This is a genomic window from Pandoraea sp. XY-2, assembly GCF_004193915.1.
GTDB lineage: Bacteria > Pseudomonadota > Gammaproteobacteria > Burkholderiales > Burkholderiaceae > Pandoraea > Pandoraea cepalis.
Genome location: NZ_CP030849.1, coordinates 4,157,624 through 4,174,021, shown reverse-complemented (window position 1 = coordinate 4,174,021; position 16,398 = coordinate 4,157,624). Strand labels below are relative to the sequence as shown.

The 16,398-nt window shown below is 64.0% G+C and carries 9 protein-coding genes, 2 tRNA genes and 5 pseudogenes; 7 read left to right on the top strand and 9 right to left on the bottom strand.

Going from position 1 to position 16,398, the window contains the following annotated elements; genetic code table 11:
* The first annotated feature begins 362 nt into the window (after nucleotides 1-362).
* Nucleotides 363-1,169, top strand: coding sequence for a FadR/GntR family transcriptional regulator (locus tag DRB87_RS18790; protein WP_165385359.1), 807 nt, complete (start codon nucleotides 363-365; stop codon nucleotides 1,167-1,169).
* Between the two features lie 992 nt (nucleotides 1,170-2,161).
* A complete protein-coding gene (gene oxlT, locus DRB87_RS18785) occupies nucleotides 2,162-3,487 on the top strand; it encodes an oxalate/formate MFS antiporter (protein WP_130026967.1) in 1,326 nt (441 codons plus the stop codon).
* Between the two features lie 154 nt (nucleotides 3,488-3,641).
* On the opposite strand, the gene DRB87_RS18780 is transcribed toward oxlT, so the two are convergent.
* The 3 genes from DRB87_RS18780 to fdxA all read right to left on the bottom strand — a co-directional run bounded on the left by DRB87_RS18780 (nucleotide 3,642) and on the right by fdxA (nucleotide 4,306).
* Nucleotides 3,642-3,717 (bottom strand) — tRNA-Asn (locus tag DRB87_RS18780).
* Nucleotides 3,718-3,803: 86 nt separating this feature from the next.
* Nucleotides 3,804-3,879: transfer RNA gene (locus DRB87_RS18775), tRNA-Asn, on the bottom strand.
* A 103-nt stretch (nucleotides 3,880-3,982) separates the two neighbouring features.
* Entirely contained in the window at nucleotides 3,983-4,306 is a 324-nt protein-coding gene (fdxA, locus tag DRB87_RS18770; RefSeq protein ID WP_130026966.1) for a ferredoxin FdxA, read from the bottom strand.
* 263 nt (nucleotides 4,307-4,569) lie between these two features.
* Between fdxA and pncB the strand changes: the two genes are divergently transcribed.
* From pncB to rmuC, 5 genes and pseudogenes are all read left to right on the top strand, one after another.
* Nucleotides 4,570-5,763, top strand: coding sequence for a nicotinate phosphoribosyltransferase (pncB, locus tag DRB87_RS18765; protein ID WP_130026965.1), 1,194 nt, complete (start codon nucleotides 4,570-4,572; stop codon nucleotides 5,761-5,763).
* Between the two features lie 190 nt (nucleotides 5,764-5,953).
* On the top strand, nucleotides 5,954-6,616 hold the full coding sequence (locus DRB87_RS18760; RefSeq protein ID WP_130026964.1) for a lactate utilization protein C: 663 nt from the start codon (nucleotides 5,954-5,956) through the stop codon (nucleotides 6,614-6,616).
* A gap of 245 nt (nucleotides 6,617-6,861) precedes the next feature.
* Entirely contained in the window at nucleotides 6,862-8,280 is a 1,419-nt protein-coding gene (locus DRB87_RS18755) for a sodium:proton antiporter (protein WP_130026963.1), read from the top strand.
* 38 nt (nucleotides 8,281-8,318) lie between these two features.
* Nucleotides 8,319-9,274 (top strand): annotated as a pseudogene (locus DRB87_RS18750) (2-hydroxyacid dehydrogenase); the annotation flags it as partial.
* A 122-nt stretch (nucleotides 9,275-9,396) separates the two neighbouring features.
* Nucleotides 9,397-10,850: pseudogene (rmuC, locus tag DRB87_RS18745) on the top strand (DNA recombination protein RmuC).
* 121 nt (nucleotides 10,851-10,971) lie between these two features.
* On the opposite strand, the gene DRB87_RS18740 reads toward rmuC, so the two are convergent.
* The 6 genes and pseudogenes from DRB87_RS18740 to moaA form a co-directional block, all read right to left on the bottom strand.
* On the bottom strand, nucleotides 10,972-11,478 hold the full coding sequence (locus DRB87_RS18740; protein WP_130026962.1) for a GNAT family N-acetyltransferase: 507 nt from the start codon (nucleotides 11,476-11,478) through the stop codon (nucleotides 10,972-10,974).
* Nucleotides 11,479-11,593: 115 nt separating this feature from the next.
* Nucleotides 11,594-11,878 (bottom strand): hypothetical protein, encoded by a 285-nt coding sequence (locus DRB87_RS18735; protein ID WP_130026961.1) that lies wholly within the window; start codon nucleotides 11,876-11,878, stop codon nucleotides 11,594-11,596.
* Between the two features lie 103 nt (nucleotides 11,879-11,981).
* A pseudogene (gene glp, locus DRB87_RS18730) lies at nucleotides 11,982-13,264 on the bottom strand (gephyrin-like molybdotransferase Glp).
* An 86-nt stretch (nucleotides 13,265-13,350) separates the two neighbouring features.
* A pseudogene (mobA, locus tag DRB87_RS18725) lies at nucleotides 13,351-13,997 on the bottom strand (molybdenum cofactor guanylyltransferase MobA).
* Between the two features lie 41 nt (nucleotides 13,998-14,038).
* A complete protein-coding gene (locus tag DRB87_RS18720) occupies nucleotides 14,039-14,896 on the bottom strand; it encodes a hypothetical protein (protein ID WP_130026960.1) in 858 nt (285 codons plus the stop codon).
* Between the two features lie 93 nt (nucleotides 14,897-14,989).
* Nucleotides 14,990-16,116: pseudogene (gene moaA, locus DRB87_RS18715) on the bottom strand (GTP 3',8-cyclase MoaA).
* Between the last annotated feature and the right edge of the window lie 282 nt (nucleotides 16,117-16,398).

The window sequence follows — 16,398 nt, the reverse complement described above, 5'->3', positions numbered from 1 at the left end:
CGGCGGCGAAGCCGGCAACGACGGGAGCGGGCGCTGCGGACTCAGCGGCGCAGAGGGAGACGGGGGCAACGCATTCGATGTCATCAGGCGGGCTCTCGGACAATCGTTAACGTGTGGTGGCGTTTCGCAGATTGCTGGTCTACTGGTAGACTGGTCGACCAATTATTGAATGATGCTATCGTAAAGGGAATGATCCGATTTCGACTACAGGGTTAACCCTTGTTTCAAGGGGCATTCCTGAGCGGTGCCGGTCATTCGACCGTGCGCCTGCCCTGAACGAAGCGTCATCCTGTATCGTCGTGTCTGTGATTTTTCCGTCGAGAACCGAAGCCGACATGTCGTCCAACCAGTCGTCCTTGCCTATGTCTTCCTACCCTGCCAGCGAAGCTTCCGGTACCGCCGCGAGTTTTGCGCCGGTCACGCCGCCGCCGCGTCTGCGTCTGTCCGACATGGTGTACGAGCAACTGGAGACGATGGTCGTCGAAGGCCGGCTCGCCCCGGGCTCGGCGCTGCCGTCCGAGCGCGATCTGGCCCAGCAGATGGGCGTGTCGCGCCCGTCCCTTCGCGAAGCGCTGCTGCGGCTGGAGTCGCGTGGCCTGATCGTCGGCCGTGCCGGTGGCGGGTATCTGGTCGCCAACGCCAGCCAGCCGCTGCTCGCCGAACCGTTGTCTCAATTGATGTCGCGACACAGCAAGACCGTCGACGACGTGCTGGAAATGCGCGAAGTGCTCGAAGCCAAGGCGGTAGAGCTGGCGGCCGCCCGCGCAACGCCCGAGGACATCGCACGACTCGCACAAGCGCTTGAAGCGCTCGAAGCGGCCTATGCCGCAGGGCGCGATGGTCTGGATGGCGAGGGTGATGCCAAGGGGCAGACGCTGCTTACCCGCGTGCCCGAACTCGATGCGCATTTCCATCTGGCGCTGGCGGAAGCCACGCACAACCTTGTACTGGTGCACCTGATGCATGCGATCTTCGAGCTGCTGCGCGGCTCGGTGGTCGACAACTACCGCGCCATCGTCGGCCATGGTGCGGATCTGGCCGAGCTGATCGAACAGCACCGCCGCATCTTCACCGCCGTGGCGTCGCGCGATGCCACCGTTGCGCAGCGTTCGTTGCGCGAACATCTCACCTTCATTCGCAACCACTCAGGCGACGTCGAGCCGGTCTAACGCCATTTTTCTCGCCGGCGAGTCGCCGCGCCGAGGGTTGGCGGCCCCCCTTAAAACATCATCGTTTTCCCTGAGCCTGTACCCGGCGATGCGATACCGCCCGAGGGGTGTCACGCCTCGTTCCGGCGCGCAATGTCCTGCAAGGCCCCGATTTCCCTACGTTTGCCGGTTATCGGGCGCTTACCCCGACGCCGTCCAGGCGTCGGAATGGGGGCGACGGCAACCGGAATGCGGGCGCTCTCGGGTTGACAGTGCCCCGGCCATGGACTACTTTTGGAACCATAAAAATACTTAATTCGATATATTGAATCTTGTATATCAGATGAAGGGCGCCAAAATGGTCCCGATAAGACTCGAGAATTCCTTCGGGCAAGGGCTGAATTGACGCCGTATTTTCTGGAGACATTCGTTGGGTAAGCACGCATTTCCTTTCGGGCAGCTTTCATGCGACGGTTTATCCGCACCGGCTGCCCTGTCGTATCCGCCGTTGGCGTCTGAGTTGGTGGTTCAGCGCTACGGTTTTCCTCATCTCCCTGCCGCCCGTTGTGGGCAGGCGATCCGGCGATCACGCGTCTGCGAGGCGCGCTCGCCTGAGTGATGGGACGTGGCCTGCGATGTGACTCATGGGAATCCATCGCGACCCGCTGACAACGCAGGCCGTTTCCCACTCGAATTGATTCACCCGTCACCCTTCGGCAGCCGGCAACTTGCCGGCGCGGGCCTAAAGCCTGCGTCGCCGCGCCGAAGTGGGGGCCGGAAGCGTCCTTTGGCGCTTCCGAAAGTCAGTCAGCCGGGGCTCAAGCCCTGCGAGCGCGCCGCCAGGCAGCGTTCCGTGATCAAGCGGCCACGCATGAGCCGCATGTAGCGCCAGGAGGCGTGCCGTATGCGCGATTCCCCCACGTTGGGGCGCGAGACGGCACGCGATGACGGCGGGTACCGCACAACGAAGCGCGGGCCGGCGTCAATCGTCTGACAGGAACAGGAGGCAAGTCATGCAAGCAAATGGACAACCGGAGGAGAAGACCTCTTTTCTGGGAGGGCGCTGGTCACAACTGGTGATCGGCATCATCTGTATGGGCCTGGTGGCCAATCTGCAATATTCGTGGACGTTGTTCGTCGAGCCGATGCAGGCGAAGCATCACTGGGGCGTCGCGGCCATTCAGGTGGCGTTCTCGATCTTCATCGTGGTGGAAACCTGGCTCGTGCCGATTGAAGGCTGGCTGGTTGATCGCTTCGGGCCTCGGCCGGTGGTGGCGGGCGGCGCGATTTGCGTCGGCCTTTCGTGGATCATGTACTCGTATGCCGAATCGCTCGCCGTGCTGTACACGGCGGCCGTGATCGCGGGTATTGGCGCTGGGTGCGTGTATGGCACCTGCGTGGGTAACGCACTGAAGTGGTTCCCGGACAAGCGCGGTCTGGCCGCCGGCCTGACCGCCGCCGGGTTCGGCGCCGGTGCCGCGATCACCGTGATTCCGATTGCCAATATGATCCGCGGGTCGGGTTACGAGGCAGCGTTCTTCAACTTCGGTATCGTGCAGGGCGTGGCGATCTTCATCCTCGCGCTGTTGCTCGTAAAGCCGCGCGCGCCGAAGGGGGTGACGGTGTCGCGCCGCGTTCTGTCGACGAAGGTGGACTACAGCTCGGGTCAGATGATTCGTACGCCGGTGTTCTGGGTGATCTACGTTTGCTTCGTTGCTGTGGCCGCTGGCGGTCTGATGGCGACGGCGCAGATCGGCCCGATCGCGAAGGATTTCGGCATTGCTTCGATGCCGATGACCCTCTTCGGCGCGACGCTGCCGCTGCTCACGATGACGCTGTCGATCGACAATCTGTGCAACGGCTTTACGCGCCCGTTGTGCGGCTTCGTCTCTGACAAGATCGGACGTGAGAATGCCATGTTCATCATCTTCCTGGGGGAAGGGTTGGCGATGCTGGGTTTGATGCACTTCGGTCAGAACCCGTACATGTTCGTGTTCTTCGCCGCGATGACCTTCCTGTGCTGGGGCGAGATCTTCTCGATCTTCCCGGCGCTGTGTGCGGACACGTTCGGTAGCAAGAATGCGGCGTCCAACGCAGGCACGCTGTACACGGCCAAGGGCACGGCATCGTTGCTGGTGCCGCTGGCATCGGTGCTCGCCGTCGGCGGTCACTGGGATCGTGTGTTTATCGCAGCGGCGATCATCAGTATCGCTGCGGCCGTGGGCGCGAAGTTCGTGCTCGCGCCGATGCGCCGGCGCTGGATTGAAAGCGTGAACAGCAACGAGGTGCAGGCCTCGGCGAATCGCTCGGTCGCGATGGGGGCGCCCGCAAGCGAGTAAGCGCGCGTTGTTCAGGAAGTCCGAGAGCGGGGTGCCGGAGACGGTGCCCCGTTTTTGTTTGCGCGCTCGGCGGGAGGGGGGCACGTTCGACCGATGCTGCGGCCTGTCGCCGAAAACAAAAAAGCCTCGCCGATCGGCGAGGCTTTCTGTGTTCTGGCTCCTCGACCTGGGCTCGAACCAGGGACCTACGGATTAACAGTCCGGCGCTCTACCAACTGAGCTATCGAGGATCAAACTTGGGTGCCGCGCACCGCTGTCACGGCGCGTCGACTAAAACAAAAGCCTCGCGTGCGCGAGGCCATCGCTTTGAAATGCTTGGCTCCCCGACCTGGGCTCGAACCAGGGACCTACGGATTAACAGTCCGGCGCTCTACCAACTGAGCTATCGGGGATCAAAAGAGAAAGAGATTATAGGGGCGGCGTTTGCACACTGTCAACACCGGGTGCGCATTTTTCTGCGCCTGGCGCGCGACGTCCGCCCAAGTCGCCCGAGGCTTAGCGCTCGAGCAAATGAAGCTTGTCGGTGACGTCCTTCCACTGATCCGCGTCGGGCAGGGACGGCTTGGTCTTCGTGATGCTCGGCCAGTTCGGGGACAGTTCCACGTTCAAGGCGATGAAGGCTTGCTGGTCGCCCGGCACGTCCTCTTCGGCATAAATGGCGTTCACCGGGCACTCGGCCACACAGACGGCGCAATCGATGCACTCGTCCGGATCGATGGACAGGAAGTTCGGACCTTCGCGGAAGCAGTCCACGGGGCAGACGTCCACGCAATCGGTGTATTTACATTTGATGCAGCTTTCGGTGACAACGTGCGTCATGCCAACAACTCCAGAGTAGGGCGCGAAACGGCTTCGAACGGCCGTTAAAGCCGTTATTGTAACGCAGCCGGGGGCGGCAGGTGCGAGAGCCGAAGCGCTTCGCGCGCACGCCGCGGCGTCACCCCCGCACCCCGCGCGCACGTCATGCGTGACGCCGCTTTGCGGTACGATGACTGCTCTTCCCGTGCGCCGCCTCGTGGCTGTCTTGCCGATCGGCGGCGTGCGCTGCTTTCTGTTGCGTGTTCCTTGCGAAGTCTGTCGTCATGATCATCACGTCGCTGCTCGATACCGATCTCTACAAGTTCACGATGATGCAAGTGGTGCTGCATCATTTTCCCGCAGCGCAAGTCGAATACCGCTTCAAGTGTCGCACCGAAGGTGTGGACCTCACGCCGTATGTCGACGAGATTCGCGACGAGATCCGCCTGCTGTGCGGGCTGCGCTTTACCGAGTCCGAGCTCCGTTACCTAGGTGCGATGCGCTTCATCAAGAGCGATTTCATCGACTTTCTCGACCTGTTCCATCTGAACGAGAAGTACATCACGGTGCAGCCCTCGCCAAAGGGCAACGGCGAGATCGACATCACGATTCGCGGGCCGTGGCTGCATACGATCCTCTTCGAGATCCCGGTGCTCGCCATCGTCAACGAAGTGTATTTCCGCAACACACAGCGCAAGCCGGCCTACGACGAAGGCCGTCAGCGGCTCAAGGACAAGATCGGCATGCTCGCGGGCCGCGTCGATTATCGCGACTGCAAGATCGCCGATTACGGCACGCGACGCCGCTTCTCGAAGGAGTGGCACGAGGAAGTGATTCTCACGCTGCGCGACGAACTGGGCGAACAGTTCGCGGGCACGAGCAACGTGTACTACGCGCTCAAGCTCGGGCTCACGCCACTCGGCACGATGGCCCACGAATACCTTCAGGCATGTCAGGCGCTCGGGCCGCGTCTGCGCGACTCGCAGATCTTCGGCTTCGAGACGTGGGCGAAGGAGTATCGCGGCGACCTCGGCATCGCGCTGTCCGATGTCTACGGCATGTCCGCCTTCCTGCGTGACTTCGATATGTATTTCTGCAAGCTGTTCGACGGTGCGCGTCATGATTCCGGCGATCCGTTCGTCTGGGGTGAGCGCCTGCTGGCGCACTACGCAGAGAATCGCGTCGACGCGCATACGAAAACCATGATCTTCTCGGACGGCCTCGATATTCCGAAGGTCCTTCAGCTTTTCGAGCGGTTCCGCGACCGTTGCAAGCTCGCCTTTGGCGTGGGGACGAACCTCACCAACGATCTGGGCTATCAACCGTTGCAGATCGTCATCAAGATGGTGCGCTGCAATGGCCAGCCGGTGGCGAAGCTCTCGGATTCGCCGGGCAAGAATATGTGCAACGACGATGCTTATCTGGCGTATCTGCGTCAGGTATTCGAGATCGCGCCGGCGTCAGCGGCCGGTGCGTGACGTTCGATGCCTGCCGCCTGGTCCGAGCGCCGCGCCAGAGCATTCCGATAGTGCGCGAACGTGCGTCGCGCCGGCAAGGGCAGCCGTTATAATTGCGCATCGCCCGCCGAACTTGCAACGGTGGCCTTTCGAGAGACGATAAGCGACGACGTTGGCCGCACACCGGCACGTCGGCTTCACAGGACAGCCCATGGATACCTCCGACGCCCGCAATCGCATCTTTGCCCGCATCCGCAATGCTCAGCATCGTCCCGATGCCGCGCGCGCGAACGAGCAGGCGGCGGCAGAGGACTACCTGGCACGGCATCCGCAGGGACCGCGTCCGGCCATGTCGGACGATCTCATCGCCACGTTCATCGACAAGGCGCAGGCGCTCTCGACCACGATCGCGCGCGTGCCGGGCATGAGCGACGTGCCGCCCGCGGCCGCGACGTACCTGCAGGCCAACGGCCTCACCGTCGAGGCGGTGGCGTGGCCGACCTTGCGCGAACTCGATTGGGCGGGTGCCGGGTGTCGCGTGGAATTCCGCAAGCCGCAGGGCGACGATCTGGTCGGCATCACCGGTTGCTTCTGCGCCATCGCGGAAACCGGCGCGCTGATGATGATGTCGGGTCCCGAGACAATTGCGTCGGCCACCCTGTTGCCCGAAACGCATATCGCGGTCGTGCCCGCGTCGCGCATCGTCGCCGGCCATGAGGACGGCTTCGCGCTCATGCGTAGTGAGCGCGGTCAACTCTCTCGCGCCACGAACTTCATCGCGGGCCCGTCGCGCACGGCCGACATCGAACAGACGCTGGTGCTGGGCGCCCACGGTCCCTACCGAGTGCATCTCATCATCGTCGACGGTGCCTGAGGCACGACGCCGTCCCATCGGCCTGCGACCGCGGGCCAACACCAAATGACTCGTTGCACCAGCGCGAATGCCGATACGCGATGGGGGGAGGCTTTCGAGAATCACCCGCCGTCTTCGGTATTTGATCCGCCGGGCCGTGTGGGACCTTGGTTTGAGATATTTCCCAAGGTTGCGCCATTTCGGGCACTCCTGCTTCGCGGGCGACTCGTACGTCGTCGACTATCAATCAATAGGAACCAAGAACAATGCACAAGGGGATATGGAGCGCATTGGGGGCGGCGGGGCTGACATTGGCAAGCCCCGCGGCGTTTGCTGCCGGGCCGGACGGCGCACAACTCGTCGCCTGGTGGGGCGTGCCGTTTGCCGGACTGCTGCTCTCGATCGCCATTGGGCCGCTGCTGGCGCCGGCTTTCTGGCATCACCATTTCGGCAAGATCGCGGCGTTCTGGGGCGCGGCATTCCTGGTGCCATTCGCATTGGTGTTCGGCGTGGGGGCGGCCTGGTATGGCGCAGTGCATGCCGTTGTCGCGGAGTACATTCCGTTTGTCGTTCTGCTTACGGCGCTGTTCACCGCCGCCGGCGGCATCTGCGTGCATGGCAACCTGCGCGGCGGGCCGTGGCTCAACACCGGACTGCTGACGCTGGGCACCGTGCTGGCCAGCATCATGGGCACGACGGGCGCGGCGATGCTGCTGATCCGCCCGCTCATCCGCGCGAACGACAACCGCAAACACAACGTGCACGTCGTCGTGTTTTTCATCTTCCTTGTGGCGAACGCCGGAGGCTCGCTGACGCCGCTGGGCGATCCGCCGCTGTTCCTTGGCTTCCTGCAAGGGGTCGACTTCTTCTGGACGACCGCGCACATCTGGCCTGAGACGCTGTTCATCTGCGCGATGCTGCTGGTGCTGTTCTTCCTGATCGATAGCTACTACTTCCGGAAGAAGAGCGAGCCTCGGATCGAGGCAATGGACCCGACGCCGTATTCCGCGCCGCTGCGACTCGAAGGCAAGCGCAACTTCGTGCTGCTTGCCGCTGCTGTGGGGCTCGTGCTGATGAGCGGGATCTGGAAGCCGGGCGTCGAGCTCGACGTCTTCGGTACGCCGGTCGCCTTGCAGAACCTCGCGCGTGACGTCGGGCTGATCGTGGTGACGTTGATGTCGCTGGCGATCACGCCGCGCACCGCGCGCGAGGGTAACGACTTCAATTGGGAGCCGATGAAGGAGGTCGCCAAGCTGTTCGCCGGCATCTTCCTGACCATCATCCCGGTGGTTGCCATTCTGCGCGCGGGAGAAGCCGGCGCGCTTGGCTGGGTCATTCGTCTTGTCACGGGGCCGGGCGGTGCGCCGGACAACGTCATGTACTTCTGGGCGACGGGCCTGCTCTCGTCGTTCCTCGACAATGCGCCGACGTATCTCGTGTTCTTCAATACCGCTGGCGGCGATGCCGCAACGCTGATGACCACCGGTGCGGCAACGCTCGCGGCGATTTCGGCCGGTGCGGTGTTCATGGGCGCGAACACATACATCGGGAACGCGCCGAACTTCATGGTGAAAGCTATCGCGGAGCAACGCGGCATTCGCATGCCGAGCTTCTTTGGCTATATGCTGTGGTCGGGCGCGATTCTGCTGCCGCTGTTCGTATTGACGACCCTGATATTCTTCTGAGCCGCGATGGTGTGACGCGGCCAACCTTTGCGAGACGACTGGTGAAACCGAAGATCCTGGTAGCCCGCGCCATTTTTCCCGACGTGATCGAGCGTCTGGCGCAGTATTTCGAGGTCGAGCGCAACGACGCCGATACCGTGTATTCGAGCGAAGAATTGCGCGCACGTCTGGCCGACAAGGCCGGCGCGATCACCACGGCGAGCGAGCGCATCGACGCATCGGTGCTCGCCGGTGCGCCGCAACTGCGTGTGGTGGCCAATATGGCCGTGGGCTACAACAACTTCGATATCGAGGCGATGACCGCCGCCGGCGTCATGGCGACGAACACTCCCGACGTGCTCAACGAGACGACGGCCGACTTCGGCTGGGCGCTGTTGATGGCGACGGCCCGTCGCGTGACCGAGTCCGAGCGGTGGTTGCGCGAAGGGCATTGGGATAAGTGGGCCTACGATATGTTTCTCGGCGCCGACGTGCACGGCAGCACGCTGGGCATCATCGGCATGGGCCGTATCGGGCAGGCGATTGCGCGCCGCGCGATGGGCTTCAACATGCGTGTCGTGTATCACAACCGGTCGCGTCTCGATGCCGCAACGGAAGCCGCCTGCAAGGCGAGCTTCGTCGACAAGGACACGCTGTTGCGCACGGCGGATCACGTGATCCTTGTGCTGCCATACTCGGGCGCAACGCATCATACGATCGGCGCCGCCGAGCTAGCCGTCATGAAGCCGACGGCAACGCTGGTCAATCTGGCGCGCGGGGCATCGTCGACGATGCGGCGCTCGCGGTCGCACTCGCAAACCGGCAGATTGCGGCGGCGGGTCTCGACGTCTTTGAGGGCGAGCCGAAGGTGCACCCCGATTTGCTCAAGGTGCCGAATGTCGTGCTGACGCCGCATATCGCGAGTGCCTCGGTGGCGACGCGTCGCGGCATGGCAAGTCTGGCGGCCGACAATCTGATCGCGGCGTTGGGATTCGGGCGGCGGCGGGCAAACCCCCTGTCTGCTCAATCCGGCCGCGCGCCAGTCGTAGCGGCGCAACATCGGCACAAATCAGGCATCGGTAGGCATAGGCAGCGGGATCGAAAGGTGTCAACGGGAGTCGCAACGCGATGGTAGAGATGGGGTGGGTGGCGCTGGCAGCGCTGAACTTGTTGTTGATGATCGCGATTGCGGTGAAGGTCTGGCAGCGCGGCGGCGATTCGACATTGCGCGAGACGCTCGTCGACTCGCTGACCCATGTCCGGGATGACTTGCTTCAGGCCGCCGATCGCAGCGAGCGTGGCCTGCGCCAGGAATTCGCGGAAACGGCGCGTGCCGGACGCGGCGAGCAAAGCGCGCAGATGGCGCAGTTCCAACAGACGCTGGCCGCGCAGATGACGAGCGTGGCCACGGTGCAGAACAACCAGATCGACGCGTTTGCCCAACAGTTGGCGAAGCTCACCGAGACGAATGCTGCCCAGCTCGACGCGGTGCGTCAGAGCCTGGTGCTCAACGGACAGCAGATGCGCGAAGAGCAGTCGTCGACGTTGCGCCGCTTCGGTGAGGCGCAGCATGAACAACTCACGCAATTGGCCGAGGGCAACGAACGGCGGCTGGCCGAAGTGCGCGCCACGCTCGAACAGAAGCTCAAGGACATCGAGGTCAACAACGCGGCAAAGCTCGAGGAAATGCGCCGCACGGTCGACGAAAAGCTCCATGCCACGCTGGAGCAACGACTCGGCGAGTCGTTCAAGCTGGTCTCGGACCGCCTGGAGCAGGTGCATCGCGGCCTGGGCGAGATGCAGACGCTCGCCGCCGGCGTAGGCGATCTCAAGCGCGTGCTGACCAATGTGAAGACGCGAGGCATCTGGGGGAAGTGCAATTGCAGGCGTTGCTGGAGCAACTGCTGACACCCGACCAGTTCGCCAAGAACGTTGCGACCAAGCCGGGAAGTGCCGAGCGAGTGGAGTTTGCGATCGCCCTACCGGGACAGAACGGCGACAGCAACACGCCGGTCTGGCTGCCGATCGACGCCAAATTCCCGCGTGAGGATTACGAGCGCCTGCTCGACGCGCAGGAGCGAGCCGATTTAGCAGCGGTGGAAGAGGCATCGAAGGCATTGGAGACGCGCATCCGCTTGGAAGCGAAGTCCATCGCGGACAAATATCTCGCGCCGCCCCACACGACCGACTTCGCGCTGTTGTTCCTGCCGACGGAAGGGCTTTACGCCGAAGTGCTGCGGCGTCCGGGACTCTCGGATCTGTTGCAGCGCGACTATCGCGTGACCGTGGCGGGCCCGACAACGTTGACCGCGCTGCTCAACAGCCTGCAGATGGGCTTCCGCACGCTCGCGATCGAACGCCGTTCCAGTGAGGTCTGGCAGGTGCTCGGCGCGGTGAAAACGGAGTTCACCAAGTTCGGTGATGTGCTTGCGAAGACCAAGGCCCAACTGGAGACGGTGACCCGTTCGATCGACAGGGCCGAGGTGCGAACGCGCGCAATGGCGCGTCAGCTCAAGTCCGTGGAAGCGTTGCCTGGTGAGCAGGCGGTCGAACTGCTCGGTGTGGAGATGGAGGCCGACGACGAGGCGTGAGCGCCCGGGCGGGGCGAGTCGCGCCCGGGCGCCTGCGGACGCGGGACGTTCACGACGCGCCTGGCAGTCCCGACTTGGATGACGTTCGCAGCGTTCCCGAATTTCCCAACCCGTGGCGTGCTCAGAACGCTCGGGGCGCTGGCGCTTCGCCGCTCTGGGCGAACCGCTCGAGTGCCTCGCCCGTCATGCGCACCACGCGCCAGTCGGGCAGCACCGTCGCGCCTTGCGAGGTGTAGAAGTCGATCGCCGGCTGATTCCAGTCGAGCACGGTCCACTCGAAGCGTCCGCAACCTCGTTCGACGGCGATGCCGGCCAATTGACGCATGAGCGCCTGTCCTACGCCCTTGCCGCGCATAGAGGGCTGTACGTAGACGTCTTCAAGGTACAGACCGCGCCGTCCGAGGAACGTCGAGAAGTTGTGGAAGTACAGCGCGTAGCCGACCGCCTCGCCATCCCACTTCGCCATCAGGCACTCGGCTGCCGGCGCCGGCCCGAACAGCGCCTCGTGCACGCTCTGCGGCGTTGCTTCGAAAATATCCAGCAACTTTTCATACACGGCCAGCTCTCGCATCAGGCCGTAAATCGCGCCGACGTCGTCGGCCTTGGCGGTACACAGGGTCAGGGACATGGGGTAGGGAAATCAGAAGCGGTACGGTTGACGGCGCGCGGTGCCGGGGGACATGTGCCTTGGATGCCCCCGATGCATTCGACGCGCCAGGATCAAATCGTCGCCGGTGTGACGGTCAGCGCTCTTCGTCGGGGATATCGCCCAGGGCCACTTCGATGCCGCCGAAGCGCTCGGCCACCCAGTTGTAGGCGTGACAGGCGATCCAGAGCAGCACGAAACCGACGATGGCGTTCAGGACCAGCGCGGAAATGAATGCGAGACCCGGCAGTTCACCGTAGCGGTAAAACGCTGCGAGGAACGCGAGGAGCACCATCGGGATACTGAAAGTGAGATAGACCAGCACCAGCGCTTTGGCCGTCTGGCCCGGACTGATATACGTGATTTGCTTTTTTGTTGTCATTGACGTGTGCTTTCGGTTGGGTGCCGACATCGTCGAAGCGCCGACGCCGGCAATATATCGCAATTTCGCTGCTTCGCTTTAGGGGGAATCCGAGAGGCTCGCGTTAAACCAATCCGTCGAACGCGATGACGTCGACCAGTTCGCCCGCCGCGACATCGCCGCGAGCGGTGCCTAGCGTGACGAAGCAGTTCGCTTCGCTCATCGTGCGCAGAATGCCGGCGCTTTGGGCATCGGCCACCGTCACCCGCCAGCAGCCTTGCGCGTCAGCGGCGAGCACGCCGCGCAGGAATTCGGTCCGGCCGGGACGCTTGGCAATGGCCGTTGTCGTCGGCACCGGCAGGTTGGGCGTGACTTGCGGTTCGGCGCCCATCAGCGCGAACAGGCCGTCTCGAACCAGGTGGTAGAACGACGCCATCACAGCGGCCGGGTTGCCCGGCAAGCCGAAGAGCAGCGCGCGATGGCCGTCGGTCTCGAGTTCGCCGAAGGCGAACGGTCGGCCCGGGCGCATCGCCATCTTCCAGAAGACGACATTGCCCAGGCGCGTCATCATCTCGCGGGTGAAATCGGCCTCGCCAACGGAGACCCCCCCGACGTGATGACGGCGTCGGCGTCGCGGCAAGCGGTGCGCAGGGTGTCCTCGATCGCTTGCGGGTCGTCGCGAACGACGCCCAGGTCGAGCACCTCGGCACCCAGACGTTGCAGCATGCCGAACAGCGTGTAGCGGTTACTGTCGTAGAGATTGCCCGGCGCGAGTGGCTCGCCCACCGAGCGGAGTTCGTCGCCCGTCGAGAAGAACGCGACGCGAATGCGGCGGCGCACCGGCACTTCGCCAATCCCCAGCGAGGCGAGCAGGCCGAGCGCGGCCGGGCGAATCCGCTTGCCCGCATGCAGCGCCGTGTGGCCGGCAGCCAGATCCTCGCCAACGTGACGCACGTGGCGCCCGGGCGTGACAGTGTTGGCCGCAAAGGTGACGATGTCGGTATCGCCTTCGCGCTGCACCTGTTCCTGGGGGACGACGGTGTCGCAGCCGGCGGGCAGCAAGGCGCCGGTCATGATGCGCACGCATTCGCCGGGCGCTGCCACGCCGTCGAACGGATGGCCGGCGAACGAGCGGCCGGCCACGCGCAGGCGTACGTCGCCCCCGGCGGCCAGCACGCTGCCGGCGAAGGCATAGCCGTCCATGGCGGCATTCTCGAAAGCGGGAACGTCGAGCGGCGACGTGACGTCGCGACCCAGCACACGGCCCAGCGCGCTGCGCACGGCGACCTGCTCGATGGCGGACACCGGACGCGCAGTGCGCGCAATGATGGCGCGCGCCGATTCGACCGTCATATGGTTGGGGTCGTAGTCCGGCAAGCCGGCCAGGGCTTCGTCAAGTGTAGTCATGGTGTGGCGTCGTCATCCGGCAAGTCCCCGGCATGCATCCCGTCAATGCGGTGGCGACAGATCGGGCCGCGTCGGTGTCCGCAATATCAGGGCGCGCGCGGCGTGTCGGACGTATCGGGCCTATCGGAGGTATCGGGTTGGAGGTCGTCCAGCGTGTTGACATTGTAAAACGGACGCTCGTCGCCGAAGTGAACTTGTACGGCCTTGTGGCGTGCCAGCCACGCCCTGACGCGATGTTCCCCGGCCGCGAGCGTGGCGGCAAGATCGTCGGCGAGCGTGCGATGCAAGAGGGCGAAGACCGGATGCGGCCCCTGTGGCGTGACGGCATAGGCCGCCAGAGGTGGGGCGGCGGTGTCCGCGCCAGAGGCGCTCAGCGCGGCCGCCAGCCGTTCGCCGAGATCCTCGGGAGGTAGGGCGAGTCGCACGGTGCGGTGAGGAGGTAGTCCGAGCGCGTTGCCCGCAGACCGGCCAGCATGCCGGCGAGAGGGCCGGCAAAGTCTGGCGTCTCGTCGCTCACCACTTGCGCGCCGAACGCCGCATAGGCATCGTGATGTCGATTGGCGCTAATCAGCAACGTCTCGACCTGTGGCCGCATGCGCTCGATGACGTGCTCGGCCAGCGTTCGGCCGGCGAATCGTTGCAAGCCTTTGTCGCGTCCGCCCATGCGTTGGCCTCGCCCCCCTGCGAGGACCAGGCCGGTTATAGCGCTACGAAGGATCGGCGCGGTAGTCATGGGGGGCAGAATGCCAGGGCGATGGGCGGGCGGCGGACCGGTCAGGACCGATTGAGCGCGATGACGCGCCCGGACGCATCGAACCAGACGGCGCCGTTGCCCAGCATCACGCCCTGATCGCGCGCGAACATCAGGCGGGGCACGGCCGCGCCGATGGTGCGCACGTAACCGTCGGTGAATATCTCGTTGTAGCGCGCGAGCAGCGATTTCGGGTTCCGAAGCATCATCGTCTTGCCGCGCAACGACACGCGCAATGGATAGCGAATCGATTGCGCAACCACGTCGCGCCGGTCGTCGAGAACCCCCTTGCGGAATTGCGTGGCCGCACGATTGACCGTTTCGTCGTCGTCCACGCCGGCAACGCCGTAGAGATGATCGAGCTTACCGTTCTGAACGCTGGCGAGCGCCAGCTCGAACGGCACCGAGCGCCCATTGCGAAGATCCTTCCATTGACCGGAAATGACCTCGCAACTGGACGACACACCGCGTTGGCGGTCAACCTCGTCGTTGGCGGCGAAATCGCCGTCGAAGGTCGCTCGCGGCATGCCGCCCGCGTCGAACTCGGTCAGATGCAGGCGCGACTTGTTCTCCAGCTTGCCCGTGAGGTACGTGTCGCCCAGCGAAGAAGCATTGGCATAACGGCCCTCGAGCTTGCCGCCGAACGACGGACGCAGCACGAGCCGCAACGGATTGCGCTCACCGAGCTGGCCGGTGTAGGTCATCACACGGTTTGCGACGTCGCGGCCGCCGGGGTCGCAATCGGCACGCGCCATCGCGGGCGCGAGGGCGGCCAACAACACTGTCAGAGCGCTCAGGCTGACGGCGACGAAACGTCGGGCCGCGAGGCGAGCGCTCGGGGCGAGACACGCCGGGAAATCTTCAGGGAGTCTCGAACGCAATGGGCGTCCGGGGCGTTAAAAATCATGAGTCGAGTGAGAGTTCGATATTACGAAAGCATGCGGACGAGCGGACGGGCACCGTGCCCGGACCGTTCAGCCGCCGATGTAGGACATCTCCACTTTCGGAGGGGCGTTTTCGGGCAGGCCAGTCGCCGCCGTGCGCAAGGCGGAGTAACGGTCGGTGCGACCCTGCCAGATGTCGCCGATGACGGTCGAGATCTGCGCGTCGCTCGCCCCGTTGCGTAGCAGCGTGCGCAGGTCGTAACCGGCGCTCGCGAACAGGCATAGATACAACTTGCCTTCCGTAGACAGGCGTGCGCGCGAACAAGTGCCGCAAAAAGCGCGCGTGACCGACGAAATGACACCGACTTCGCCGCCACCGTCGCGATACTGCCAACGCTGGGCCGTCTCGCCGGGATAGTTCGGCTCGAGCGCCTCGAGCGGCAATGCCTCGTTCAGCCGGGCGATGACGTCGGCCGACGGCAGCACTTCGTCCATCCGCCAGCCGTTCGACGTGCCGACGTCCATGTACTCGATGAACCGCAACATCACGCCGCTGCCGTGAAAATGCCGCGCCATGGGCACGATGTCGCCATCGTTGGTGCCCCGTTTGACGACCATGTTGACCTTGACCGGGCCCAGACCGACGCGTTGGGCTTGCGCAATGCCTTCGAGCACTGTGTCGACCGGAAAGTCGACATCGTTCATCTGCCGGAAAATCGTATCGTCGAGGCTATCCAGGCTGACCGTCACGCGCGTGAGCCCGGCATCCTTGAGCGATTGCGCCCGGCGCGCCAGCAGCGACCCGTTGGTTGTGAGCGTGATGTCGAGCGGTTTGCCCGACGGTGTGCGCAGGCGGGCGAGCATCTCGATCAGACGCTCGATGTGCTTGCGCAACAGCGGCTCGCCCCCGTGAGGCGCAGCTTCTCCACGCCATGTTCGACGAACAGGCGCGCGGCCCGCTCGATTTCTTCGAACGACAACAGGGAGGATTGCGGGAGGAATGCATAGTCCTTGCCGAACACGTCCTTCGGCATGCAGTAGACACAACGGAAGTTGCAACGATCCGTCACCGAGATTCGCAGGTCGTGCAGTGGCCGCGCCAGCGCATCTTCGAGATGGCCGGTGGCAGCGCGCACTTGCGCGGGCGCTTGCGGGGAATACGTCGCATAACGCGCGTCGCTACGCAGATCGGTAAGTCGGATGATCGTTTCGGTCATGGTGGGGCCTTGGCTTGCGTCTCCATTCTAACGAATTGGCCTGTTGGCCGCCGACGCCGACGAAATAAGCATCGGATATCGGGACCCAGGCATTCGCTGAGGGACGTCAAACCCGTTCTGAGCGACACGATACGGGGCGGGCCGGGCGGGCACAAGTCGGGACAACGTGGGGTCGCAGGGCGAAAAGCGATCCCCAACAGCAAAAAAGGAGGCCGAAGCCTCCTTTTCCAACATCACGTCAGGCGGATGGTCGCCAGCGGAACGGGTGCCGCCGCCTGAGTG

Excerpts from the sequence above, each read along its gene's own strand:
- DRB87_RS18740 (WP_130026962.1), bottom strand. The coding sequence starts at position 11,478 with ATGTCCCTGACCCTGTGTACCGCCAAGGCCGACGACGTCGGCGCGATT.
- DRB87_RS18755 (WP_130026963.1), top strand. The coding sequence starts at position 6,862 with ATGCACAAGGGGATATGGAGCGCATTGGGGGCGGCGGGGCTGACATTG.
- oxlT (WP_130026967.1), top strand. The coding sequence starts at position 2,162 with ATGCAAGCAAATGGACAACCGGAGGAGAAGACCTCTTTTCTGGGAGGG.
- fdxA (WP_130026966.1), bottom strand. The coding sequence starts at position 4,306 with ATGACGCACGTTGTCACCGAAAGCTGCATCAAATGTAAATACACCGAT.
- DRB87_RS18735 (WP_130026961.1), bottom strand. The coding sequence starts at position 11,878 with ATGACAACAAAAAAGCAAATCACGTATATCAGTCCGGGCCAGACGGCC.
- DRB87_RS18790 (WP_165385359.1), top strand. The coding sequence starts at position 363 with ATGTCTTCCTACCCTGCCAGCGAAGCTTCCGGTACCGCCGCGAGTTTT.
- pncB (WP_130026965.1), top strand. The coding sequence starts at position 4,570 with ATGATCATCACGTCGCTGCTCGATACCGATCTCTACAAGTTCACGATG.
- DRB87_RS18760 (WP_130026964.1), top strand. The coding sequence starts at position 5,954 with ATGGATACCTCCGACGCCCGCAATCGCATCTTTGCCCGCATCCGCAAT.